A 25,677-nucleotide genomic window follows, 5' to 3' on the forward strand; every position below is an offset into this window, starting at 1 on the left:
TACACACAAAAACTCAGAAAAGCAATTTGCAACGGAAAATAATTATAATAACCATAATAAAATTTAAATATAAAATTGAAAATAAAGGCAAAAAGAAAACTCCCTAAAAAGGGAGTTTTTTCGATTTAAATTTTCTTAAATTTTATTTCAAATTATATTTGACAGTAACTAAAATTCAATTACAACTTAAAATTTAAATGCAACTAAAGTCTAATTACAACTAAAACAAATTAGTTAGCTTTATTTGCTTGAGCAGTCTTTAGGGCTTTGCGTAGCCATGCTTCAGCAATATCCATAGCAAGGAAAAGACCGGCTTTTTCGCTGGACTTAACAATTTGCTTTCTAGGAGAAAGGTCAGGGTCAGTAGCCATTAGCTGAATAGCCACCTTATCAGCAATCTTTAGACCGTTAACATCTTTAGTTGACTTAACAACAAGATGGATAACATAAGGTTCATCCATACTGCCGTAATATAATTCATTGCCACATCTTACAAGTGGCTTGCCCTTGTATGTCATAAATTCTTTTTTATCTGCCATAAAAAGTAAACCTTCTTTCACAAAAAGACGCAAGTGTAGTAGGCACTTGCGAATTTCAAATTTCTTCCAAAAATACTTGTTAAATATTCAAATATGATTTCACAAGTGCTTCCAGTAACTCATCCCTGTCAATAGAACTAATAATGTTACGAGCATTATTATATGTTGTGATATAGGTAGGATCTTCTGAAAGAATGTAACCAACAAGCTGATTAATTGGGTTATAGCCTTTCTGCTTTAGAGAATTATAAACAGAAATCATTGCATTCTTAATCTCTTGATCACGGTCACCGTTAATTGAGAAAATCATTGTCTTATCTAACATAAGGAAACACCTCCAACTATAAGTAGTAATAAAGGCTATACACCCTTATCATCAATTAATATAATACTAACATATAAAGGTGTTTGTGTCAACAGAATATTGCATATTTTGAACAAAAAAATAAGGACTACCACAATATTTAGTAGTAGCCCTATAAATTAACCTCTTAAAGAAACATTAATTCCCTTTAGATTTTCAACAATTTTGTCCATAACTTCCTGAACTTCAGCAGAAGAAAGTGTCCTTTCGTTGGAAGAAAATTCAAAACGAATTGTCATACTGTGGATTGTGTCTGTGTCATATGTGTCAACAATCTTTGTGTTTTTAAGAATTTCTGTGCCAACATTTTTCCAACATTCCTGTAACTGAGAGTAGAAAACATTAGGAGAAAGCTCTAGGCTTAGGTCATATGTCATTGGCGGGAACTTTGATGGTTCTTCATACTGAATACTTGAGTTCTCAACACCTGCAAATGCCTTAATATCAATCTCGGCAAATACGATATTTGCTTTCTTATCAATATTCTTGTTTACTACAGGATGAACAATGCCAACCTTGCCGATAGTCTTGCCATCAAGGATAACCTTGTTTAGGTTAACAGGATGTTCATAGCTCTTAGTAGCTTCCATTACTTCAAATGTTAATGCCTTATGCTTTAGGTCATCTGTAATTGTAGCAAGAATATCTCTTAGTTCAATGTAAAGGTCCTTAATATCAGCAGTTTTGCTATATAGTGTAATAGCAAGATTCTTCTTTTCAATGCACTTATTGTCATTATCTAAGCCTTCAACAACTCTGCCGATTTCAAAGATACCGAATTCAGGAGCATAACCAACATTTGACTTAACCTGACATAGCTGAGTTGGGATAATTGATTTTCTGATTGTTTCAATGTTAGGGTTAGTAGCGTTGGCAAGTTTGATATTTTCTTCTACAGGAATACCAAGTGCCTTTTGTTCATCACTATATGCCCATACATAAGAATGTACTTCGTGAAGATTATACTTCTTAACAAGCATATCCTTAATTTTTTCTTCATCAGATTTAACTTCATCCATTCTTACAGGATAAAGTGGTGAACGAGTTGTATTGATTTCAAAGTTATCGTAACCGTAAATTCTTGTGATTTCTTCAATAATGTCAGCCTTGATGGTAACATCCTTAGTTGCTCTCCATGAAGGAACTACAACTGCAAAGTTGTCATTTTCAAGAGTAACCTTAAAGCCAAGTGACTCTAGAGTCTTTACAATAGTATCATTGCTGATTTCAATACCTGTGTATCTGTCAACAAAGTTCTTGTCAAAGTCAAGTTCTACTGTATCGTAGTGATAAGCATATTCATCTGTTAGAGAAGAAACAACCTTAATGTCTGAGTCGTACTTCTTTAGTAGGTTAACAAATCTACCGATAGCAGTAACTGTCATTTCAGGGTCAAGGGACTTTTCATATCTCATAGATGCATCTGTTCTGTGAGCAAGTCTTACAGTTGACTTTCTAACTGATACTGAGTCAAATGTAGCTGATTCAAGGGTAAGTGTTGTTGTATCGTCAACAATTTCAGAGTCAAGACCACCCATAATACCTGCAATAGCAACAGGTGTGTTGTCGTTACAAATCATCAATGTGTTTTCATCAATGTTTCTGTCAACACCATCAAGTGTCTGGAAAGTAAATGGCTTATCAAAACGCTTAATTCTGATTTTTTCAACTTTTCTTGAGTCAAATGCGTGCATTGGCTGACCCATTTCAAGCATTAAGTAGTTAGTTAAGTCAGCAAGGAAGTTGATACCTCTCATACCACAGTAGAATAGTCTGATTCTCATATTTACAGGGCTGATGTTTCTGTTAATATTTTCAACCTGTAAGCAAGAATATCTCTGGCATAGAGGGTCTTCAATTTTCATATCAATCTTTGGTAGATTGTCATATGCCTTTAAATCGTCAACTTCAAGTGGCTTTAGTTCTCTGTTTGCTAAAGCTGCAAATTCTCTTGCAATACCATAGTGACCCCATAGGTCAGGACGGTTAGTTAGTGACTTGTTGTCAACTTCAAAGATAATATCGTCAATAGCATAAACTTCTTTAATATCTGTACCGTTAGCTACATCATCAGTAATATCCATAATACCTGAGTTATCGTCACTAATACCGATTTCAGCCTCAGAACAACACATACCGTTTGACATATAACCGGCAAGTGGTCTAGGTGCAATTTCAATTTCACCAATCTTAGCACCAACCTTAGCAAAAGCAGTTTTCATACCTACTCTTACATTAGGTGCACCACAAACAACATCAGTTAATTCATCTTCACCGGCATCAACTTTTAGTAGGTGAAGTTTCTTTGACTCAGGGTGTTCTTCAACAGACTTAATTTCTGCTACAACAACACCACTTAAATCAGAGCCTTTAAAGAAAATATCATTCTCAACCTCTGCAGTAGAAAGGGAGAATTGATGAATTAAATCAACTTTGTTAAGACCACTTAGGTCAACAAAATCTTCAATCCAGTTCATAGATAAAAACATAATTAAAACCTCCCTTATTTATCGTCAGTAAACTGTGATAATGACTTTAAGTTACCACTGTTTAAATCTCTAATATCTTTTACGCCGTACTTCATCATAGCAAGTCTTGTTAGACCAAGACCAAAGGCAAAGCCTGTATATTTTTCAGGGTCAATGCCACCTTCTTTTAGAACTTCAGGGTGAATCATACCACATGGGCAAAGTTCTAACCAACCACTGTGCTTACAAGATGCACAACCTTCACCACCACAAATTAGACAGCTAATGTCAAGTTCAAAACCCGGTTCAACAAATGGGAAGAAACCGGGACGAAGTCTTACCTTAATATCCTTTTGGAAAACCTCTGAAAGCATTGTTTTCATAAAGTAAATTAGGTTTGAAATGCTGATGTCCTTATCAACCATAACACCTTCCATCTGGAAGAATGTGTTTTCGTGACAAGCATCGGTTGCTTCATTTCTAAAGCATCTGCCCGGGAAAATTGCTCTGATTGGTACATCATTTTCAATTAGATTCTTGCCGTATTTCTTAAGAATAGCATTCTGTGCTGCTGAAGTCTGTGACTTTAGTAGCTGACCGTTTTCAAGATAATATGTGTCCTGCATATCTCTTGCAGGGTGATGCTTAGGAATGTTTAGGGACTCAAAACATTCATAGTCAGTAACAACTTCTGAATAATCCTCAACAGTAAAGCCCATTGAACGGAAAATTTCTTCGCATTGTCTTTGTACAAGAGTGATTGGGTGATATGAACCTCTAACTAAATTAGCAGGAGTTGTAATATCAATCTTAGGCATTGAGTTAATTTCTTTCTCAATTTCCTTAGCCTTTAGCTCAGCAGTTTTTTCTTCAATGTTCTTTGCAACAGTTGCCTTAAGTTCATTTACTTTCTTACCAAATTCTTTTCTTTCTTCATTAGAAAGTTCCTTCATTCCCTTTAAAAGACCGGTTACACTACCTTTTTTACCAAGGTAAGCAACTCTTACTTTGTCAAGGTCAACGAGGTTTTGGATTTTTTCAAGTTCATTTTTTAATTCTTTTTTTAGATTAATGATTTTTTCGTCCATTTTTACCTCCATAAAAAATAAAGTCCCAGAGAAAACCTCTGGGACGAATAATTAAATCCGTGGTACCACCCACATTTTTGCACTGAGCAAACACTCTGTTGTCATATAACGGTGACTACCGTCAACACCTACTGTAAATGTTTCTTTAATATACGGGCGAACAATGTTCGCCCCTACAAATCGTTTGTTAATAAACGGTGGAACAATGTTCATCCTACAAATGATTGTTATTAATAGGCAAACAAATTCAATAAACATTTTGTTCAGCGTTGCCACTCATAAGGGAACTTCATAACTAAAAATAATTTCTTGCTTTCAGCCAAGGCAAAAATCTCTTTGATTATTTCTTTAGTCACTACTTTCTTCGTCATAGTGTTACATATCTCTATTATATTAACATTTATCAATGTGTAATGCAAGTATTTGTAATTATTTTGTTGTATTTTTTTTCTGTGTTGTAAATAGATATGACCCATTTTAGGGTAAAAATAAAATACGATTTAATATTTCGCTTGTTTTACTGACTTTTGATTATGAATATTAATTAATGAATGGATTTCAATTCTAACTTTTCACTCAATAACTGCATTGGACTCTTGTAATCAAGTGTTCTCATTGTTTTGTTATTACTCCATTCCAAATGTCCTTTTAATTTTGTGTTTAATTCTTCAATATTTCTGAATGTTTCCCATTCATAGAAATATCTTTGGTCGTTTCTATGACTTCTTTCTACCTTTCCGTTGTGCCAAGGTGTTCGTGGTGGTATTAATTTATGATTTATACCTAGTTTGTTTAATTCTATTTCAAAAGGACTTTTCACTTCACTGCTCTGATATTTATATGTGAACTCTCTTCCGTTATCTGTTTGAATAGTCTGTATTTTAAACGGAAATTCTTTCAATAACAATTTCAAAATTTGGTTGAGTTTTCGTGTATGTTCTTCAAACCCATATACAAATCTCATCCTTGTACATTCATCTATTGCAGTCCATTGATAAAAATGCTTTCCGTCCCTTAAAGCCTTACCTCTTAAGCAATTATATGGCACTTCTTTTACATCTATCTGCACCTTTTCTCCAGGTATTAACAGTTCCGGATATCTTCTATGCTTACGGCTCTTTTTCTTGGTCTTTTTATATTTTACTAAGCCCATTCTTTTAGCTGCATATATCATTCCTGAGTAGCTTCTTGTATATCCTTTTCTCTTTAAATCACTGTATACTCCATCCCATCCATATCTTTCATAGCACTTTTTGAAAGAATTTCTAATTTGTCTTTCTTCTCTTTTTGTGTGCCTGTTAGGATGACTATGTGGTCTGTGTGATTTAGGCAATAGCGATTGCCAGGTACCGTCATATTGGTTACACCATCTCTTTACGCTTGAAAGACTTACACCGTACACTCTACTTGCTTTGCTTTTTCCTTTTCTTAGTGCGTATTTTACTATGGCTTGCTTTTTCTTTGCTTCTTGTGTTATCATATTCATGAGGAGTACTTCTTTCTTAGGTTAATGTTTTTTAGCGATTCCATTATACCATATTTTGAAGTTACTCCTCTTTTTTATTGGGTCATATCATTTTAGCACATACATTGTAATTATTTTGTTGTATTTTTTTATTATTTATGTTATCATTCTATTAGTAAAGGAGAGATATAAATGGACGGATTTTGCGAACAAGTAGTTAAGAGAAAAAGAAAAGCTAAGGATAATATTTTAGCAGTTGTATATATAGTTATGGCTTTGCTTATTCCGGCAGTATGTATCAGCTTAGCATATGTTATTACTGCATACTTTATTTACATAGGATTTTTCCTACTTCTTGCTTTAGTGCCACTTGCACTTTTGCTTATTAATTATCAAAAGGTTGAATATGAATATTCTGTAGTTGACAATACTCTTAATGTTGACAAGATTATTGCAAAGAGAAGAAGAAAAAAGATTGTCAGACTTCGTATTGACGAAATCAAAGAAATGGTTAAGTTTAACGAAAAATATACCGGCAAGAAAATCAACAAATATTACATTGCAGTTGATGATGTTAATGATGATGATGTTTATGCCTTTACATATTATAATGAGGCAAGGGGCAACCTTGCAGTAGTTATGAAACCTAACAATACTATTCTTGAGGGTATGAGACCAAAGCTAAACCCAAGTATTCAAATTCAGGTTGTTAAGTTACTTAGAAATGTAAAATAATTGTTTATTATGGAGCAAGATTATGAAAGAAATTAATTATCAGTTCCTAAAAAATACTATTAAACCACGCCCATACAATGCCCATAAGGGTAGTATGGGTTCTTTGTTATCTATTTGTGGCAGTTATGGTATGGCAGGTGCAGAGATTTTATCTGCTAAATCTGCTTTAAGGACAGGTGTTGGACTACTTAGACTATTAATATTGAAATCAGTTTATCCTATTGTTGCACAAGTTGTACCGGAAGCAGTTTTCTTACCGGTTGATAACGGTGATAAACTTTCTTTCAGTATGAAGAATATTGACACTATAAATGAAAATATAGGAAAGTCAAAGGCTCTACTTATTGGTTGTGGACTTTCTCACAATGAAGATACAGAAAACCTTGTACAGTATATTGTGAAAAACTGTAAAATTCCTATGGTGCTTGATGCTGATGGTCTAAACTGTATTTCAAATCATATAAATTTACTAAAGGAAAAAAGTTGTGATATTATCATTACACCACATCCCGGAGAAATGAGTAGGCTGACAGGACTTTCGGTAAAAGAAATCTCAGCTAATCCACAAAAGGTAGCAGAGGACTTTAGCAGAGAATACGGTGTTGTAACTGTTCTAAAAGGTGCTGACACAGTTATTTCTAACGGTGAAGAAACATATATTAGTTATGCAGGAAATCCGGGAATGGCTACCGGTGGCAGTGGTGATGTTTTGGCAGGAATTATCTCTTCCCTACTTGCACAAGGATATTCACCTACTGACAGTGCATGTTGTGGTGTTTTTATCCATGGCAGTGCCGGTGATGAAGCAAAAAAGGTTCTTGGTGAAGCATCTATGTTGCCAAGTGATATTGTTGACAACATCTACAAAGTGTTTAAAAATATAGAATAGTAAAGCAAAGAACAAATAAAAATTAAGAAGTAAAAAACAAACATTTCAATTTCGGATGGTGATAATTTGAAGAAAGGTTTGTTTTTTCTTTTTGCAATTATTTTTCTATTCTCAGGTTGCAAGAAAGAAATAACAGTAAATAATTATTTTTCTGCTAAGGTATTTATCAGTAACAGTGACTTTAGTGGAAAAGGTGACTTCTGTAGGAACAGTGACGGTGATATTTCTCTGAAAATTACTTCTCCTGAAAATCTAAAGGGCTATACATATAAAGTAAAAAATAATTCTGTGAAAATGACTTTTCAAGGTTTAAACTGTACATATGATATAAGCAAATTTAACAACAAAGCACCTATAAAAATAATGAAAAATGTTCTTGATGAGTTTGATAATTCAAAGTCATTGTTACAAGATAAAGGTGAATTTTATCAAATGAAAATTGATGATTATGTTCTAAAGGTCAACAACAATGGTTTTGTTGACAGTATAAGCAACAGTGATATTCACATAACCTTTGTTAGTGGAAAAGCAATTCCTCAAAAGGTTAGTAATAGTTAACATTAACCCCAAGTGAATTTTTCCGTAATATATAATGTCAAAGAATAAAAAGAAATTGTTTTGGCAACAATATTAATAGAAAAATTCTGGGAGTGAAATTATGACAGTTAAGCGTGGAGATATATATTATGCTGACCTAAGTCCTGTTGTTGGCAGTGAACAAGGAGGAGTCAGACCGGTACTTATTGTACAAAATGATGTTGGCAACAAATATTCACCGACAGTTATTGCAGCAGCAATTACAAGTCAACACCAAAAGGCTAAACTTCCAACACATATTGAGATAAACGGTAGCAAAAGTGGACTGGCAAAGGACTCTGTAGTTTTGCTGGAACAAATTCGCACAATAGACAAAAAGCGACTTAGAGAAAAGATGGGGGAAGTTGAATTTAACTCTATGAATCAAGTTGATGAAGCACTATCAATCTCATTCGGTATAAACAACAGACTTACTACATAACTACCTTGTAGTAAGAGTTTTAGAGATAATACACAAATTTATTGCCTATACAGAAATTATATTGTAAACAAAATATTGCACAAAAATTGTAAAAAACACTTGAAAACCACAATATATAGTGGTAATATAGATGTACACTCAAAAAAGAAGAATAACAAATAATGGAGGTAAGAGTTATGACACTAACAATTAATGGCGATATGAGTAAAAAAGAAGCTAATCTATATGTACAGCAGTTAAAGGAAAAAAATCCTGATAAATATTTCAAGACAGTTGATATTACTGTTGACGGTGAATATGTTGATGTTAACTACACATATGACGAAGTTCCTTTTGAAAGAATCAGAAGAATCACAGGTTACCTAGTAGGTACTGTTGACAGATTTAATGATGCTAAAAGAGCTGAAGTTAACGATAGAGTTAAGCATAGCCTAACAAAGTGTTGCTCAGCTGAAGAAATTGCTTAAGTTTTAATAGATTTTTATAGATACATCTTTAAGAACTTGAAATAACTTAAACAAAATTAAATATACAGAGAATATTGTTTATAATCTTCTCCTTTTATCTAATTAGTGGCTACCCATAAGGATAGCCACTTTTCTTTTGTTTTCGTGTAAATGTTAGTTAGATAAATTAGTTTTTTTTAATTTTGATTGTGCGTTAAGATAAATCAGTAGTATAAATTTGGGTTTGTAGTGATGTTTAAATACTAAAAAGTGTATACTATGTCCTTTCTCTCTTGTATACCAAGTTATTGCACAATTAATAATATAACAATATTATGTAGCATAAACAGTACCGATTTTTATATCATATTATGGCTCACAGATGTAGGGGCGAACATTGTTCGCCCGTTTAATAGTAAAATATATTATGTAACTTTGTCCTATGTAGAAACTAGAAATTATCACTTGCTATATAGGGCAATGTACCTCTATAAAGGCTGATTTGCTCGGTCCACCAATGGTGGACCCTACACCTGTGAGTCATAGTTTCATATTATTTTAAGGTATATATTCTCACTATAAATTTATGTTTATAGCCGATTGAATTTAAAAGAAATATGCCTTAACACCACAACTAAAATTAAAAAGACAAACCCTAATTTATCATTCTCACCTTTACCCACAGACAAAATTGAAAAACCCTAATTTGTAAAACCAATTTATCTTATACAAAATCAAAATTGAAAAAATAAAAAGAGTACAGAAAGAACTGAAAAATTTTAATCAATTCAAACTGTACTCTTGATTATTTGTATTTATATTTAATTAAAATATTATTTTAAAATTACAGACCGTATTTTATTTTTATACGCTCTAGTTTTTTGCCGATTGGTTTTATTAGTACAAAGAGGAACACCACATTTGAAACGGCATAGGTGATTGTAACAGGGATTGCAGTTACAATATTTGCTATAAATCTTGAAAAGTTTAATGTACCGTCATACCAAAATGTTGTCCACACATCCATAAGGAATGAGAACAGCACACCGGCTAATGCACCGAAAATTAGTAGGATAATAATATTCTTTTGAAGAATTTTAGCAAGTAAACCTGCTAATAATCCAATCAGTCCCCAAGCAAACATTTGGAATGGTGTCCATGGTCCTTGACCGAAAATAAAGTTAGAGATAAGTGCAGTAAATGCACCACAAATAAAGCCATATTCATAACCCATATAAATACCGGTTATTACCACCATTGCAGTTACCGGCTTAAAATGTGGGATAAATGAAAAGAGAAATCTACCGGCTACCGAAAGTGCAATCATTACTGCTAAGATAACTAACTTTGTGGTGTTGGTGTCCTTTCTTTCAAATGTCAAAAACAGTGGTACTAGGGAGAATAATGCCACACAAAGTGACACCCAAGCATATGACCTATCCTTAAAAACCACCACACCTAATATAACGGCAAGTGGTACTAATATTATGAGAAATGAAAGTTTGATTATTTTCTTAGCCATTTTGTTCCTCCTTTATAAGAGAAACTACATCATCAACAGTAACTGCATTTGCAAATTTATCACGAGAAATTCTGCTTGATGCTGTGGTATAGAAATTATTTTTTGAGAAAAATTCTTGGGGTACAAGTGAGGACAGTACTTCCCCATCAAAGAAAAGACCACATCTGTCTGCTACAATTGAGGCAAATTCTACATCATGGGTTACTGTAATAATTGTCACACCATCAGACCTAATCTCTTGCAAAATCTTGCTTAATGAAAGTTTACTGTAAGCATCCACACCCTTAGTAGGCTCATCAAGTAATAGAATTTTCGGTTCAGAAATTAAGACTTTTCCTAAAGCACATTTCTGTATTTCACCACCACTAAGGTCATAAGGGTGGTTCTCTAACAAGTCCTTTATTCCTAACTTTTCAGCTACTGAATTTATCTTTTCTTCATAAGCTGACTTTTCAATTCCTTTAATTTTGCAAAGTTCAGTATAGTCATCAATTACCCTAGATTTTAGGAAAACCGATTCAGGATTTTGTGGCAACATTGCAACACCCAGTCGGTTAAAATCGGCAGTAGTTTTTTTAGTCATTTTGTTGTTATCAATAATAACTTTACCTCTATATGGCTTTAGAAGTCCTGCAAGAATTTTCAGGGTTGTGGTTTTACCTGAACCGTTACCACCTAAAATACAGAAGTGTTCACCTTTTTTGATACTTAAATTTGTACCGGAAAGAATGTCATTTCCACCTTTTTCATATCTAAAGAACACATCCTTTAGGGTGATAATATCCTCTGTATTTGGAATAGTATTTCGCAAAGGTAATTTTCTTTCAGAGAAATTTAAGTTAATAAAATTTCTACCTTCCTTTACTGTTAAAGGACATTCACCTTTGCCACCGGACTTTTGCCAAATTCGTACTGCTGATGGGAAACCTTGTGACATAGGATGGTTACTTAGCTTTTCACACACATTCCTAGGTGTGTCGTAACAAATCACCTTGCCATCTTCCATAACTGCAACTTTATCGGCAATAGGGAAAACTTCTTGAAGTCTATGTTCAATGATAATAACTGTAAGTCCAAGTTCATCATTGATTTTCTTTAAGGTTGTAATAAAGTCATTTGCAGTTATTGGGTCAAGCTGAGAGGTAGGTTCATCAAGAATAATAACATCAGGTGACATTGCCATAACTGAGGCAAGGTTCATTAACTGCTTTTGACCACCTGAAAGTTCGGTAGTCTTTTTCCTAAAGAGACTTGTAATGCCAAAGTAGTTTGCCATTTCCCCTACTCTCAGTCTTATATAGTCAGAGTCATAACCTAGGCTTTCAAGTCCAAAGGCAAGTTCATGCCACACCTTATCTGTAACAATTTGTTGGTCAGGCTTTTGGAATACAAAGCCTATTTTTTGTGCAGAAATTTTGTCATCTAACTTTTCTACATCTTCACCTTTATAAAAAACTGCACCTTGCTTTTCACCATGTGGTGCAATCTCTTTCTTTAACATTCTAAGAAGTGTAGTTTTGCCACTACCTGACTGACCACACACCACAACAAAGTCACCACTGTTAATAGATAGGTTCACATTTTGTAGTGCAAAGTTTTCCTTATTCGGATAAGAAAATGTTAAATCTTTGATACTGAGTATTTCCACACAATCACCTCCCAAACTTCTGATACAAATGGTATAAATGATAATAAAGCAAAACTAATATATACAATAATCTGACTAATGCCAAAATTAAAATTTGATATTTCCGGATAAAAGCTAAAGTCAGTTACTCCCATAGCCATACCCACAATTACTATGCCAAAGAAAATTACAATAGCAAGTAGATACATTAAGTCCCTTGACCTAAACTTGTACATAGAAAAGTGAGTTCTTCCCTTTAGTCCATAGCCTCTGGCTTTCATTGAGGAGGCAGTTTCTACAGAATTTTCAAGTGACCAAGTTATTAGTGCAGAAAACACCTTTAATTCACTTGTTATCTTGTTTACAAAGCCTTTTCTGTCATACAGACCTATTGAACTTTGTACATTTCTGATTTCATGTAACTTTTCTTTAAACAAAGGTATGAACCTTAGTGCCATTGACAGTACTAGGGAAAGTTTAGGAATAGCTTTACCGAAAAGATAAAGAAACTTATCGGTAGTCATAATTAAGCTATAGCACTTGCACCAGTAGATAACAGCCATCAACATTAGGGCAATATCCATACCGTAAATAATTGCCTCCATAGTTACAGGGTTGCCGTTCATAAAGAACAGTGGTGTTACACCGTTGTGTGAAAATAATGGATTGATAATTGTTATCAATAGGAACATAGGAATGTAAAAGGTTAAGTCCTTTAGGAACACCTTTATATCTTGAATCATTAAGAAAAACAAAAGTCCACCAACTAACCCTACACCTAAAATTATAGGGTTGGTGCTAAACATAGAAATCACAATTTCACTTAGAAAATACACCATCAAAACTGCAGGGTGAATTGTGGCAAAACTTTTTAACTTGTTACTTTCCATTGTTTTCCTCCACAAAATCACAACCAACATCTCTGCCTAAATCACAGGTATAGGACCAGACAATATCATCACCGTCTTTGAGATTGTAATTAGAACAACCATACTTCGGAAACTTATTGTTCACCTTATACATCCAGCCTGATAATTCTCCACAAGAATATTCATAAAGGTAGTTAATACCCTCAATATAAGCACTACCGTATTTATTTAGGTCAGCACCTTGGTATTCCATTTGGATTTTCTTGTAGCGAGTTACTCTGTCAAGAATATCAAAAACAGTATCCTTAGGGTTAAGTACAAACTTAGTTTTCTTTAGAATATATCCATCCTTTGGAATATACTTCTCTAAGTTTGGGTCTAGCTTATCCTTATTGTCAAAGACAGTTTTACATTCAATTGTCATTGTTACTGTTTTGCTATCCGGTTTAATATCGTCAACATGGGTTAGATAATATTCATCTACAGACTGAAAGTCTGTACCCATTATTAATATTATTACTACTATTATACCGGCAAAAATTGCAAGAATATCTTTCTTCACTATTCTTCCTCAAAATCTATTTCTTTTTTCTTCTTAATTCTTTTTCTGAGTCGTAAAACTACAAATAGTATCAGTAGTACTGCCACAACTGTAAGTACTGCAAAAACTATAATATTTCTTGTTTTTTCACTAACTACTGCTAAGGCTCTTTCTGTATCATCAAAGCCTGAAACTTTTGTTTTGTCATAATGGCTTAAACTGTTGTAGTCAGCAATTACCTTTTCAATTTTATCTTTATCGCTGATTTTCACATTATCAATAGGATAAAGTGAATTGATAGTTGTGTTAATTGAATTAATTTTTTCCTGTATTTTTTCTATTTCTGCTTTATCATTTTTCAAAGTAGAAACATACTTTTCATTTTTACTGTACTGAGCCTTTTCCAATAAAGCTAAAACATCACCATAATTTTCAGTTGTTAAATCTTTAGGTAAATTATTAATCTTTTCAATATCTTTATCAGTCAAAGGGCTTTTCTTAGAAATTGTATCGGTAAAGTCATAAAGTGACTTTTCACCATTTACATAACGGATATATGATGAAAGTGCAAGTAATGTTTGTTCACTAGCCATAGAATTTGATTTACCGGCTACTGCTGTAGGGTTGTCCTTATCATTTACATAAGAATGAGTAAAACCACCATCGGAAGTTTTGTACTTCATTATAGCAGACAGTAAAGTGTTGTTACCTTTGATAAATCTCTTATCGGTTTGAGCATTAATATTTAGTGCAGAAAGTGCAATTACAACTTGGCTTGAACTTTCTACATTTTCAGTACCCCAACTTGTATAGCCACCACTACTTTTTTGACTTTTTGAAAGGTAGTTAAGTGCCTTGTTAATAGAGTCTTTTACATTTTTATAATCTTGATTTTTAGCAAGGGATTGCAAAGCCATTGCAGTTAAGTCAACATCAGAATCACCACTTGTTAATGCCCAACCACCATCACTGTTTTGTGCTGAGATTATACTGTTAATAATGCTTTCCTTACTGTTAAGTGCATTACTCGGTACAGAATAGTTGTTACTGTCAAGTGCAATTAATGCCCAAATGTAACCGTTAATGCCTTGCCTACCTAGTCCATCTCTGTTATATGTACCGTCAGCAATTAGGTTGATACTGTTGCCATCTTTATCTTTGCCAAAGTCTGTAGGGTTGCCACCACAAGCTAAAACAGAAAGTGTAATTCTGTGCCATTCTGTTGACTTATATTTACTTAACTTCTGAGGAGTTTTGTATGACTTTTCCACATAGTCCTTTAAAGATGTTAAATATGCATTATAGTCATCATCATAACCCAATCTATTCATAGCAATAGGATACCAGTCACCATTAGTAGTACCGGCATAAGTTAGGTATTCACCGGTAAAAAGATTACTGTCTTTACTTACCTTTTGGTCAGATTTTTTCCAATTTACAATATTATCACAAATAGTTTTTAATTCTTTTGTAGAATATATTTTGCTTTCTGCACCATAGGCAACTGTTACGGTAGAAAGTATCATCACCATTACAATTACACAAGGTATAATCTTCTTAATCATTTTCATTATTTATCACTTTTCTTCTTAATCATCATTATTAATGTACCTAAAACCACTACAAGAACACCTATCACAAAAATCATAATAAGGTTAATAAAAACATCCTTATAGTCCTTTGACCTTGTAATTACATTAGTAGTTTTATTTTCATTATTAGAATTATTAGTTACTGTGGTACTTTCTGTTGTTGAAGTTGTAGTGCCAATTACTGTTGTACTTTCAGTATTAGAAGTAGTTTCTGCTACTGTTTCTTCACTACTATCACTACTGTTATCCCTATTATTATTTACCATGCTATTAACTGAATTATCATTAGGCTGATAATTATTTGTGTTGTTATATGTAGGGTTAGTATTATTTTCTGTTACAGAATTATAACTACCTGTTGTATAAACTACCTCAGTATTTTTTGTTGTTTTAGTAGGATTAGTAGTTGTAGCTTTATGTGTTGTAGTTGGCTTTGTAATGACAGGCTTTGTTGTTGTAGCCTCTGTTACAGTAGGGTCATAGGGCTTTTCATACACATCGGTCATATTATACAAGAAATTCTTGTTGTTGCATAGTCTATAATATGCCACTAAACCGTAAAAACATTGTTCTGTAGCCATTTGATTATAGTTACTGCCTTTAGTATGGGAAAAACCATTGCCAACATAATAAGAAAGCAAAACATCAACAGGACTTTTGCCATTCTTAATAAATCTTTTATCTGTGTCAGGGTTAATGCCTAAAGAGCAAAGTGCTACAATAACTTGGCTTGTACTTTCGCTATTTACTGTACCAAAGCTTGAAAATTCTCCTGAAGAATTTTGCATTTTTGTCAAAGCAGTAATAGCACTGTCAACTGACTTTTTTACTTCTTCATTAGAATTATAATACTTAGCCAAAGAAGTAATAGCCATTGCAGTAATGTCAGGGTCAGGTGTATTACCGGTTAAAGCCCATCCACCGTTACTTAGTTCTTTACTTATAATATATTCAATTAGATTTTCCCTAGTAGTTTGGTTACTAGGATTTTCATTTGTTGGAATTTCATAGTTGTTACTGTCAAGTGCAATTAATGCCCATATAGGACCGTTGATACCTTGCCTTTTCACCTTATTAAAATCAGATAAATAAGTTAAAAGATTATATCCACCTACATTAGTAACATCACTGCCTATTGAAGTTAGTGAAAGGATAACCCTTGAATACTCTGTGTATTTTGCAGTAGATAAAACTCCATTCTTCTCCACCAAAGTATTTACTACATTATTCTGATATTTTTCAAAGTAGGATTTGTCTATATTTAAATCAGACCTGGCAAGACCAAGAACCTCCCACTCACCACCGATTGAACCTACAATTGGGGATTGATTAGCAAGGTACTTTCCTGTAGCGTTATATTCTTCCCTACCCTTTAGTGAAGTACTAACCGAACCTACACTTATAATAGAAAGGAAAATTGCAACAACAATAGGCAATACTAGGAACTTACTTTTTCTCTGCATTTTTCTTTTCCTTTTTATTTAGTTTAAAAATCTTTAGGTATGCAATATACACACCCTCAGCTACTGCAACTGCAGTAACAATAATAAACATAATGTATATATAAACATCACTAACACCACTACTACCATCAGTTGCAAAACAAGTTGTACAACTAATAATAATTAGCAAAATTACTGATATTACAGTCAAAGTTAATTTCTTAATTTTCATAGTTTTATTTTCTTTATTAGAATTTTTATTCTTCATTATTTTTCTCACAATTTTTCTTATACTGAGCTTTTCTTTCCTTTGCTCTTTTTCGTTTCTCTTGTTTTACTAATAATTTTTTGTCATCTCTAGGAGGCTTTACTCCTGCCTTTTCCAATGCTCTTGGCCATGGACCTAGGTGGGACTTTATCATCATAACTTGCCAATCTGTAAAGTCACTTTTCTTAGGCAGTTCATTATTTTCATTAAATTTATTCTTTATAAGAATTATACAATCTTCTTTAGTTAGTTTTTCTTCCATTATTTCTCCACTGTAAATATGGAAATAACTGATACTCCCCTAAGGAAGTATCAGTTACCCCTATAAATTAAATTATTTTGAATACATATAGAATGATGCACCGATTAATGTATCAAGTTCCGGATTGGCAATATACTTCTGAATCTTTGTTGCAGATTTTACAGTAATATTTTCCATATCATCAAACTTAGCACATTCTTTCTGAACATCATTTAGTTCAGCTAACTTAGTAGCATACTTCTGTAGTAAAGTTGTGTCCTGAACATTTACTTCACCGTCTTGGTTTATGTCACCATAAATATACTTACTTCTTTCTACACCACAATAAATACACTTGTTGTTTTCGAAAGTACAGAATTCTTCTTCACTTTCACCACAACCATCACAAGTCTTAATGTGTTTACCGTTTAATAGAGTTTCATAAGTGTAGTTATGGATATGCTTTTCACCATAGCAATATAGATAACCTTCTTCGTTAAAGAAGTAGATTTGACCTTCATCATCAATAGCAATCTGTTCGTAAGCATATGCTGCTGTACTTGTTGTTGAAAGGTTACTTAACTGCTTTAGTTCACCGGAAGTACTGTTTGCATTATCTTCTAGGTAATAGATATTACCCGGTGCATTGTATGACTGAACATAAATATAAACATTACCTGTTTCTTCTTCATAACCTGTTGAAAGAATTGGGTTACTCTGAATCTTCATACCGATTTTGTTAGTTGTGTAGATGGTGCTCATAAAGTTGCTATCATCAGGATTACCGTTGATAACATCAATAGTACCACCCTGACCTGCTACATAAATTCTGTTGTTATATACAACAGGTGCACATACAGTTTCTTGGCTGATAGTAGCAGATTTATAAGTTTCCTTATCAAAGTCACCCTTATCATCTAGCTTAACTGCATGAAGATTTTTCTGTTTGTATGAACCCCAATATAGATAGTCTGTTGTGCTATCGTAAGCAAGTTCACCACCAATATTATAAGTTGTAGTACGGTTTTCGTCAAACTTATACTGATACTTAATTGTGTTTGTCTTGTAGTCAACACAGTAAATATCATTTGTTGCTACTACATAGTAGTAATTATTAGCAAATACACCTTGTGACCAGTTAAATGAGTCACTGCCAATAGTACCTTCACCAACCTGAGTTAGTACATTGTCACTATTTTTATTTACCTTATAAATGTTACCGTTACAAACTAAGTAACCTTTGTAGTACTGCATAGGGTGATACTGACTAAATGTACCCTTAACTTTACCAAGTGACTGTAGAGTATCAATGTCAAATGCTTCAATATCATTTGAAGTTGAAACGAAAATCATTCCGTCACCATATGCAACATAGTCATAATAGAATGATGTTGAACCGGCTACTGCAACAGTTTCGCCTTTACCTGTTTTTGTATCAACTTTATGTAGGCTACCTGCACCTGTAGCATATAGATAATCGTCGACAATTACTGACTGACCGGCATAGTAAGTACCCCAAGAACCCTTAGTTCTGTTAAGTTCATAAGACCACTTTTCTTCCGGATTATTCTTTACAACCTTAGTATCAGTTACCTGATTACCGTCCTTAAAGTTGTTCATAGCACCGGCCCACTCAACATTATGAGTATCTTCCTGAGTAGCATCTAGAGCTTTAATAGCACTGTTAATTTCTTCTTCTGTTACATTCCAAGTGTTTAATAACTTAACTGCATCTGTATAAGCAGTACCGTATTCATCTTGTTCATTGTTATCATTAATATCAGCAATATATTTGATTAAGTCACTTCTGTCTGCAAACTTATTAGTTGTATCAAATTTATAGTAACCATAGCTAATGCCAATATCTTCACCATAACCGTATAGGCTATATTGAAGTCTGATTACACTACCGTCTGTATAGTGAGTTGTGTCTGCCTTATCAGCATAAGTAACATCACCTGAACCAACATCAGTACCCTTATTATCAAGAGTACACATCCAACCACCATATGTAGAGTAGTCATTTGCCTTAAGCTTATCGCTTTCAGCTCTGCCCTTAATATCATCACCTAAAGCATTTTTAATGTCTGTTGGAATGTTATCCTTTGACCAATTTTCAGGTTCACCACCATCAACAATACCTTGTAGATAATAGCTTGAATCAACCTTACCTTCATAAGTACTTCTGTCACCTAACATTCTTTCTGTGATTACTGCTAATGAATCACCCTTGTAGTAACCAACCTTTATAGGTTCTTGAACAAAGCCTTGACCAAGAGTATTTCTTTCAACAGTCATATAAACATAACCGTCAAATTCTTTTTCTTCTTTTGCCTCATCAAGGGCTTTAACAGCATTATCAATCTGTTCTTCTGTTACATTCCACTGAGTTAGTAGGTTTACTGCATCAGTATAAGCAGTACCGTATTCACTCTGAGCATTTTCTTCATTAATATCGGCAACATAAGAAATCAGCTTACTTCTGTCCACAAACTTATTTGTAGTGTCAAAGCTCATCATACCCCAGCTGATACCAACATCTTCACCATAGCCGTAAACAGTGTACTGAAGTCTTACAACACTACCGTTTGTATAGTGAGTTGTGTCTGCCTTGTCAGCATAGCTAACACCACCTGCACCAACATCAATACCTTTGTTGTCTACAGTAAACATCCAACCACTGTATGAAGAATAGTCAAATTCACCAAGTTTATCACTTTCGGTTCTGTCACCGATTTCGTCACCTAAAGCCTTTTTAATATCTTCCGGAATGTTATCCTTTGACCAATTTTCAGGTTCACCACCGTCTTTGATACCGGCTAGGTAGTAACTTGAACTTACAGTACCTGTGAAAGTACTTCTGTCACCTAACATTCTTTCTGTAATATCTGCCAAAGACTCACCCTCATAGTAACCAACCTTAATTGGTTCTTGAACGAAACCTTGACCAAGAGTATTTCTCTCAACAGTCATATAAATATAACCGTCAAAAGCCTTTTCTTCTGCACTAAAAGTTGCAACTGTTGAGAATACAACTGCCAGTACTAGAAATAATGATAATAGTTTTTTCATTGCTTCCTCTCCTTGTTGTTTTTTAATAATATCATAATGCAAACTATAATTGCCAAAACAACTACACCTGCAATTATTATTAAGAAAATGAAAAATCCATTTACAGTATTAATTTCTTTTACAGAATTATTACTGCTTTCACTACTTAAATTATCAGAGTTATCAGAAACATCGGAATTATTATCTTCATTATTATCAGTAGCATTTTCAGTATTGCTTACTGTTTCCTTACTGATATTTTTACTGTTATCAGTAACAGTTTCTTTTGTATTATTCTTCTTGTTATCGGTAATTTTATTTTCCTTAGAAGAATTATTATCTATACTATTAATATTGTTATCCGGATTATTTTTTACAGAATTTTTATTAACTGCTTTACTACTGTTACCGTTAGTATTTTTCTTTGTGGTTTTATCAGTAGTATTTTTAGTGGTTTTTGAAGTAGGGATTTTCACCTTAACAGTAACAGTATCACTGTCTTTTTTACCTTCCCCATTATCAAAAACCGATTTAACAGTAATTGCAGTATTGTCCTTTACCTTAAAATACTCATTATCGCTATAGCTTTTTCCATTATAATGATAAGTTACTCTGGAATAATAATTTTCCAAAGTTGCACTTATAGCAACAGTACTTTTACCTTTAGGCAAAGTTAAGGTATAGCTTTTATTATTAGTAGAAAAGCTAGGAGACAGCTTACCACTTGTAAAATGCAAATTCTTAATTTTTGCATTAGGGTTATTAAAGTCACAACCAATATCTTTACCAAGACCTGTAGCAGTAAATTGCCACTTAATTTCATCATTATTTTTTACATAAAATTCCGAAGCACCTTTATTGATAAACCAATTGTTGTAGCTAATCATCCAACCACTTTCACTGCCAACAGAAAATTCACCTAAACCATAACCGTCACTAACCTTTTTACCACTAACTGTAGTAAAGTTGTCAATTGATGCAAGATAGAAACCACCACCCATTTCAGGTTTACCTGTATATGCCGGTTTGATACCTTTCTCCTTTAACAGTCTTAAGGTGACAGTTGCAATAGTATCGTTTTTATTAATTTTTACTTTAGTTTTGTTAATGATTTTCCCAAGCTGATGAGGAAAATCTCCCTTGTCACTACCACGAATACCATAGTCCTGAAAGCTGATAGTTACATAACCACTATTAGCAGAAACATTTACTACACCAAATGATAGGATTACTGTGATAACAACAAGGATTAGAGCAAATAACTTTTTCATAAACACCTAAAATATAACACAAAATGGGCATAAAAAAACTCCTTGCAAAACGCAAAGAGACACCAAAACAAAACATTACCCATAGTAATGCTTTAAAAATGGTTACTCTTCTTACCCAAAAGTACTAAAACCTTGAATATAGCAAGTCATCTGGCTTAATTCACAGTAATGGCAGTTGCAACGGACTCTCACCGTATTTCCCTTGCCTATATTCATATTCAATTACAAAGACAGTATACCACAATCTCCCCTATATTTCAACTTATATTTTTTAGTTATAAAATGGTATACAGTAAAGCTATAATGAGAAATTCTGCAATCCTTCAAATGTTAAACATTAACAAAAAATTACTTTACAATATTGTAAAAATAGTATAAACTACTATTATAAATATGAAATGAGGTATTAATATGAAAAACTTAGACAAAATTTTTATGGCATTATTTATTATAGGTACAGTATTCCTTGTTGTATCGGTATGTTTCTTCAGACTTGCACCATTTGGTTTTAATGTTGCAATGTCTGTCCTTGAGGGACTGACTGCTGTAATTATGCTTGTACTTACCGGTATTTCTGCTATCAAAAATCGTAAGTCATCAGGCTCATGGTATAGCAATCCATTCCAGGTAATTATCTTCTCCGTTATCCTTATTGGTTGGGCTATTGCCGTATTCTTTGTAATGTAGTTAATTATATTCTTATGAAACATCCCGGAAATAAAAGTAATATAAATAAGTATGATAAAATATTACTGTTTCTTCAAATTATAGATATTATTTTTGTTGTTGTGCAAATATCTATATTCAAAAATGTTCCACTGTACATTAATATTTTAATGACAGTAATATCAATCCCATTAGCTTTGTTAATTATTGTATATACAATTGTCAGCTACATAAAAAGTAGAAAATCATATGATGATTTATGGTGTGGTGCTAGGGATTATTTATTCTGCATTGCCCTACTAACAATAATAGTGGGCATAATCCCCTATTTTGTAATGTGATTTTTGTTTTGGTTGTGTGTGACGGTAAATCCCTTCTGCAAATTAGTTTTTTCAATTTTGTCTGTGGGTTAAGGTGAGAATGATAAATTAGGGTTTGTGGGGATGATTAAATATGAAAAGTGTAAACTATGTCCTTGTATAAACTGTAAACTATGTGGTTGCACAATTCATAATACAACATTATTTTGTAGCATAAACTGTACCAATTTTTATATCATATTATGGCTTACAGTTGTAGGGGCGAACACCGTTCGCCCGTAATGAAAGTGTGATACTTATGGGATTTTTGTCCTATTTGCAGACTATAAATTTATAATATCTACATAGGGCATAATACCTTTATTTAGTCGAGTTTGTAACGGGACATCAATGATGTCCCCTACACCTGTGAGTCAGAGTTTCATATGATTTTATGTGCATATTCTCACTGTGAATTTTCCTTTATACTCAACTAAATTTATAACAAATTCACCTTTATCCACAATCAAAATTAAAAAGACAATCCCTAATTTATAAACATATCTCACTACACAGACAAACAAAAATCACTTATAAAAACAAGGGTAATGTAATAGGAACTGAACATAAGAAATTAACGCAAACAATCAAATTTTTGCGACAATTTGGCAAGTTGCAAAGTATTATTAATAAATAAAGGAAACAATATCGCTTTAAAGGGAAACAATATCGCTTTGCAAGTTGTCAAAAGAGAATTAATAATCAAGGTAAAAAATATGATTATAAACATAAAGACAAACCGTACAATTGAAGAAATCGAAAACACATTATCAAATCAGGTACTTGAAAAATATCCCAGAAGGTACAGTGAAAACAGAAAAGGCATCAACTGGGTAAGCAACAAAAAGGATTTTCTATGCTTATTTTATGAGGATGATAACAAGGATCGTTTTGGTTGTCAAACTACTGCAAAACCATTTTTCTACGGAAAATTGATTAAATTCAGAGGAAATTACAGAATAGTAGGCATTGCTTGTCTTAACATAGTACATATTCTTATAATTTTGGCTTTATTATTAATTACAATTTTTGGAGCTGATGAATTTTTGGAATTTGACAGTGAAACTCTGTTTGGCTTAGTCTTTGCTTGTTTTATCCTTGCAATTTTTGTTAATGACCTACTTATCGGCACTAAAGAAATCAAGAAATACTTATTAGAAAAATTCGGATAGGAGATTACTATGAAAAAATCAAAAAAATGGATACCAATTGTTTTACCCTCAATTGCAATAATAATGGTGGTACTCTTATATTTCCTTTACCCATCTCGTTACCAAGTTGGTGACACAATATATGAAGGTAAATACTTTGATAGTGCTTATGATGCATACAATGATGATAACACTTACCCTTATAGCGAAATTGAGGAAGATTTAGCTACAATAGATGTTAATGAAAACTATGCAATGTGGATTGCAAGTACAGACCATAATGAATTTATTACTACAAAAATGAGTGTAAAAGATAATCAGTACTGTTCATTAGGTGCTTATGCTGTAAGTAAAATAACTGATTGTCATTCAACTAAACTTGAAGCAGATGATACTTTAGGTGATAAGGATATGCTATATTCAACAATTTTGCCATATGATGAATTTAAGAATAAAAATGATAAATCAATAAAAATAGAAAAATTCAACTACAAAAATACTACATATGTATATGCCTATAAGGTAGTACATAAAGCCGATAGTAAAAATTGATTTTTATTATATTTTATGAGGCTAATGATAAAAAACTTAAATATTAACTTAAAAATTAATGATGTAATGGCTGAGTCATCTTCTGTAGTACAACTTTATGTTAATGATGAAAAGTTGTGTAGCTTGTGTGATGAAAACAAATATTATTCAAACAATATTGAAATTGATAATAACAAAGTTACTGTTCAGGTGAAAAGCACATATCACAAAAGTTCTACCACCTTAAAAACTAAAAATCCTATTAAGAAAGTATTTTCATATATTGTTCTGTTTATAGTCAGTATTTTCTCAATTTCAGAAAAGTTAGAATGTCCCTATGAATTTAAGGATGAAATAGAAATTAATATTACAGATAATGAACCTTGCATATCAATTAGTTTATATAAACCAACTACCACAGAACAACCACAAATCTTTATTGATAGCAAGGATATTTCTTTTAAAGAAACAAAAGGATATTATATTAACAAAACTGCATTAAAAGAAATTTATAATGAAAGAAAAAAGGCTACTACTGTATTTTCAGTAGTAGCAAGTTTAATTTTCCTTATTATAGGATTGGTTGGTTCATTTCTAAATAATTATAGAACCTTTACATTTTCCTTAATAATTATAATTCTTTTTGTAGTAATGTATTTTTGTTCAAGAAATAGTCTTAACAAACAATATAGAAATTTATTAAAAGTTAAATAACAGTTATAGGATTGATTCACTATGCTAAACAAACTACACATTGAAATTGAAAACAACATTGACCTTTCCCATAATTACACAGTAATGATTAACGGAAAAGTTATTAATATGGAAAAGAATAAGGATATTTTAGAATATAATTATGTGACAAAGTCAGATAAATGTGAAATTAATATTTACGGTGAAGATATTTGGAACAAAGATGAGTCTATACAAAGAAAGATTGTATGGTTATCAATATTTGATTTTCAATTTGGAAATTCAATGGAAAACCTGCCTATCTCTGCACATTACTCAAAGAATTTTGATTTCAATGGCAAGTCGGAATATAGTCTGTATTTAACAGAAAAGGACTTTGTTAAAGTAGAAAAAAGTTCCTTGTCTTATTGGAACAAGTGTTCTCTCATACAAACAATTTTATGCACCTTGCTTTTAACTGTTGTTTTAGCTTTATTGGGGTTTGTTTTCAGTAACTTTGTATTTAAAGTAATATTTTATATTATCTCATTGGCTTTAGTTTTCTTTATCTTCGTTGTGCTAAATAGAAAAAGAAAAGAATTGTATCAAAAATTATGTAGCTTTTTAAATAAAAAATAATTTTTCAATTTTGTCTGTGGGTAAAGATTAGTTAGATAAATTAGGGTTTTACTTTTTAATCTTGATTGTGGGTTAAGGTAAATTTGTTTTTTTCCCACTTATTGTGGTTAGAGAAAAGTTTATTTTTCATTTAACATAAAGGAAAATTTACAAAAATATCATACCTTATACTATCTTTATAGTGTGGCTAACAGGTGTAGGGTCTTTCAACAAAAGTTTTTTA

At 32.5% G+C, this 25,677-nt stretch carries 25 protein-coding genes and 1 other annotated feature; of the genes, 10 read left to right on the top strand and 15 right to left on the bottom strand.

Features of this window, described 5'->3' with window-relative positions; genetic code table 11:
* Positions 1-230: 230 nt before the first annotated feature.
* From E5Z56_RS01900 to E5Z56_RS01920, 5 genes are all read right to left on the bottom strand, one after another.
* Complete coding sequence (locus E5Z56_RS01900; RefSeq protein ID WP_138156283.1) at positions 231-539, bottom strand: hypothetical protein; 309 nt, start codon at positions 537-539, stop codon at positions 231-233.
* A 79-nt stretch (positions 540-618) separates the two neighbouring features.
* The gene (locus E5Z56_RS01905; protein ID WP_022505451.1) at positions 619-864 is read right to left on the bottom strand and encodes an IreB family regulatory phosphoprotein; all 246 of its coding nucleotides are present in this window, start codon (positions 862-864) and stop codon (positions 619-621) included.
* Positions 865-1,022: 158 nt separating this feature from the next.
* The gene (gene pheT / locus E5Z56_RS01910) at positions 1,023-3,392 is read right to left on the bottom strand and encodes a phenylalanine--tRNA ligase subunit beta (RefSeq protein WP_138156284.1); all 2,370 of its coding nucleotides are present in this window, start codon (positions 3,390-3,392) and stop codon (positions 1,023-1,025) included.
* A 14-nt stretch (positions 3,393-3,406) separates the two neighbouring features.
* On the bottom strand, positions 3,407-4,459 hold the full coding sequence (gene pheS / locus E5Z56_RS01915; RefSeq protein ID WP_138156285.1) for a phenylalanine--tRNA ligase subunit alpha: 1,053 nt from the start codon (positions 4,457-4,459) through the stop codon (positions 3,407-3,409).
* Positions 4,460-4,495: 36 nt separating this feature from the next.
* Positions 4,496-4,839: a binding site (T-box leader), on the bottom strand.
* A 164-nt stretch (positions 4,840-5,003) separates the two neighbouring features.
* Positions 5,004-5,939, bottom strand: a complete 936-nt coding sequence (locus E5Z56_RS01920; RefSeq protein ID WP_175405340.1) for a DDE-type integrase/transposase/recombinase — start codon at positions 5,937-5,939, stop codon at positions 5,004-5,006.
* Positions 5,940-6,116: 177 nt separating this feature from the next.
* On the opposite strand from E5Z56_RS01920, the gene E5Z56_RS01925 reads away from it, so the two are divergent.
* From E5Z56_RS01925 to nrdD, 5 genes are all read left to right on the top strand, one after another.
* Positions 6,117-6,659, top strand: a complete 543-nt coding sequence (locus tag E5Z56_RS01925) for a DUF6106 family protein (RefSeq protein ID WP_138156287.1) — start codon at positions 6,117-6,119, stop codon at positions 6,657-6,659.
* 22 nt (positions 6,660-6,681) lie between these two features.
* The gene (locus tag E5Z56_RS01930) at positions 6,682-7,548 is read left to right on the top strand and encodes an NAD(P)H-hydrate dehydratase (RefSeq protein ID WP_138156288.1); all 867 of its coding nucleotides are present in this window, start codon (positions 6,682-6,684) and stop codon (positions 7,546-7,548) included.
* A 66-nt stretch (positions 7,549-7,614) separates the two neighbouring features.
* The gene (locus E5Z56_RS01935) at positions 7,615-8,106 is read left to right on the top strand and encodes a hypothetical protein (RefSeq protein ID WP_138156289.1); all 492 of its coding nucleotides are present in this window, start codon (positions 7,615-7,617) and stop codon (positions 8,104-8,106) included.
* A gap of 100 nt (positions 8,107-8,206) precedes the next feature.
* Positions 8,207-8,566, top strand: a complete 360-nt coding sequence (locus tag E5Z56_RS01940; protein ID WP_022505457.1) for a type II toxin-antitoxin system PemK/MazF family toxin — start codon at positions 8,207-8,209, stop codon at positions 8,564-8,566.
* 176 nt (positions 8,567-8,742) lie between these two features.
* Positions 8,743-9,033, top strand: coding sequence for an anaerobic ribonucleoside-triphosphate reductase (gene nrdD / locus E5Z56_RS01945; protein WP_022505458.1), 291 nt, complete (start codon positions 8,743-8,745; stop codon positions 9,031-9,033).
* A gap of 823 nt (positions 9,034-9,856) precedes the next feature.
* On the opposite strand, the gene E5Z56_RS01950 is transcribed toward nrdD, so the two are convergent.
* From E5Z56_RS01950 to E5Z56_RS01995, 10 genes are all read right to left on the bottom strand, one after another.
* Positions 9,857-10,534: an ECF transporter S component gene (locus E5Z56_RS01950; RefSeq protein ID WP_138156291.1), complete on the bottom strand. Its 678-nt coding sequence runs from the start codon at positions 10,532-10,534 to the stop codon at positions 9,857-9,859.
* Positions 10,527-12,182: an ABC transporter ATP-binding protein gene (locus tag E5Z56_RS01955; protein ID WP_138156292.1), complete on the bottom strand. Its 1,656-nt coding sequence runs from the start codon at positions 12,180-12,182 to the stop codon at positions 10,527-10,529. The genes E5Z56_RS01950 and E5Z56_RS01955 overlap by 8 nt, the downstream gene beginning before the upstream one ends.
* The gene (locus E5Z56_RS01960; protein ID WP_175405341.1) at positions 12,155-13,051 is read right to left on the bottom strand and encodes an energy-coupling factor transporter transmembrane component T; all 897 of its coding nucleotides are present in this window, start codon (positions 13,049-13,051) and stop codon (positions 12,155-12,157) included. Before E5Z56_RS01960 ends, E5Z56_RS01955 begins: the two co-directional genes overlap by 28 nt.
* Positions 13,041-13,592 (bottom strand): DUF4430 domain-containing protein, encoded by a 552-nt coding sequence (locus tag E5Z56_RS01965; RefSeq protein ID WP_138156294.1) that lies wholly within the window; start codon positions 13,590-13,592, stop codon positions 13,041-13,043. Before E5Z56_RS01965 ends, E5Z56_RS01960 begins: the two co-directional genes overlap by 11 nt.
* Complete coding sequence (locus E5Z56_RS01970) at positions 13,592-15,142, bottom strand: prenyltransferase/squalene oxidase repeat-containing protein (RefSeq protein WP_138156295.1); 1,551 nt, start codon at positions 15,140-15,142, stop codon at positions 13,592-13,594. Before E5Z56_RS01970 ends, E5Z56_RS01965 begins: the two co-directional genes overlap by 1 nt.
* Positions 15,142-16,626 carry a prenyltransferase/squalene oxidase repeat-containing protein gene (locus tag E5Z56_RS01975; RefSeq protein ID WP_138156296.1) on the bottom strand — a complete coding sequence of 495 codons (1,485 nt, stop codon included), beginning with the start codon at positions 16,624-16,626 and terminating at the stop codon, positions 15,142-15,144. Before E5Z56_RS01975 ends, E5Z56_RS01970 begins: the two co-directional genes overlap by 1 nt.
* Positions 16,610-16,873 (bottom strand): hypothetical protein, encoded by a 264-nt coding sequence (locus E5Z56_RS01980; RefSeq protein WP_022505465.1) that lies wholly within the window; start codon positions 16,871-16,873, stop codon positions 16,610-16,612. The genes E5Z56_RS01975 and E5Z56_RS01980 overlap by 17 nt, the downstream gene beginning before the upstream one ends.
* The gene (locus E5Z56_RS01985; protein ID WP_138156297.1) at positions 16,863-17,135 is read right to left on the bottom strand and encodes a homing endonuclease associated repeat-containing protein; all 273 of its coding nucleotides are present in this window, start codon (positions 17,133-17,135) and stop codon (positions 16,863-16,865) included. The genes E5Z56_RS01980 and E5Z56_RS01985 overlap by 11 nt, the downstream gene beginning before the upstream one ends.
* Positions 17,136-17,207: 72 nt before the next feature.
* A complete protein-coding gene (locus E5Z56_RS01990; RefSeq protein WP_138156298.1) occupies positions 17,208-20,186 on the bottom strand; it encodes a hypothetical protein in 2,979 nt (992 codons plus the stop codon).
* On the bottom strand, positions 20,183-21,436 hold the full coding sequence (locus E5Z56_RS01995) for a DUF4430 domain-containing protein (protein ID WP_138156299.1): 1,254 nt from the start codon (positions 21,434-21,436) through the stop codon (positions 20,183-20,185). The genes E5Z56_RS01990 and E5Z56_RS01995 overlap by 4 nt, the downstream gene beginning before the upstream one ends.
* Before the next feature lie 411 nt (positions 21,437-21,847).
* Between E5Z56_RS01995 and E5Z56_RS02000 the strand changes: the two genes are divergently transcribed.
* The 5 genes from E5Z56_RS02000 (at position 21,848) to E5Z56_RS02020 (ending at position 25,454) form a co-directional block, all read left to right on the top strand.
* Positions 21,848-22,123, top strand: coding sequence for a hypothetical protein (locus tag E5Z56_RS02000; RefSeq protein ID WP_138156300.1), 276 nt, complete (start codon positions 21,848-21,850; stop codon positions 22,121-22,123).
* A 1,054-nt stretch (positions 22,124-23,177) separates the two neighbouring features.
* Positions 23,178-23,633, top strand: a complete 456-nt coding sequence (locus E5Z56_RS02005; protein ID WP_138156301.1) for a hypothetical protein — start codon at positions 23,178-23,180, stop codon at positions 23,631-23,633.
* A gap of 9 nt (positions 23,634-23,642) precedes the next feature.
* On the top strand, positions 23,643-24,164 hold the full coding sequence (locus tag E5Z56_RS02010) for a hypothetical protein (RefSeq protein WP_138156302.1): 522 nt from the start codon (positions 23,643-23,645) through the stop codon (positions 24,162-24,164).
* A gap of 24 nt (positions 24,165-24,188) precedes the next feature.
* Entirely contained in the window at positions 24,189-24,857 is a 669-nt protein-coding gene (locus tag E5Z56_RS02015) for a hypothetical protein (protein ID WP_138156303.1), read from the top strand.
* Positions 24,858-24,878: 21 nt separating this feature from the next.
* On the top strand, positions 24,879-25,454 hold the full coding sequence (locus E5Z56_RS02020) for a hypothetical protein (RefSeq protein WP_138156304.1): 576 nt from the start codon (positions 24,879-24,881) through the stop codon (positions 25,452-25,454).
* Positions 25,455-25,677 lie beyond the last annotated feature (223 nt).

This window comes from Ruminococcus bovis (assembly GCF_005601135.1).
Lineage (GTDB): Bacteria > Bacillota > Clostridia > Oscillospirales > Acutalibacteraceae > Ruminococcoides > Ruminococcoides bovis.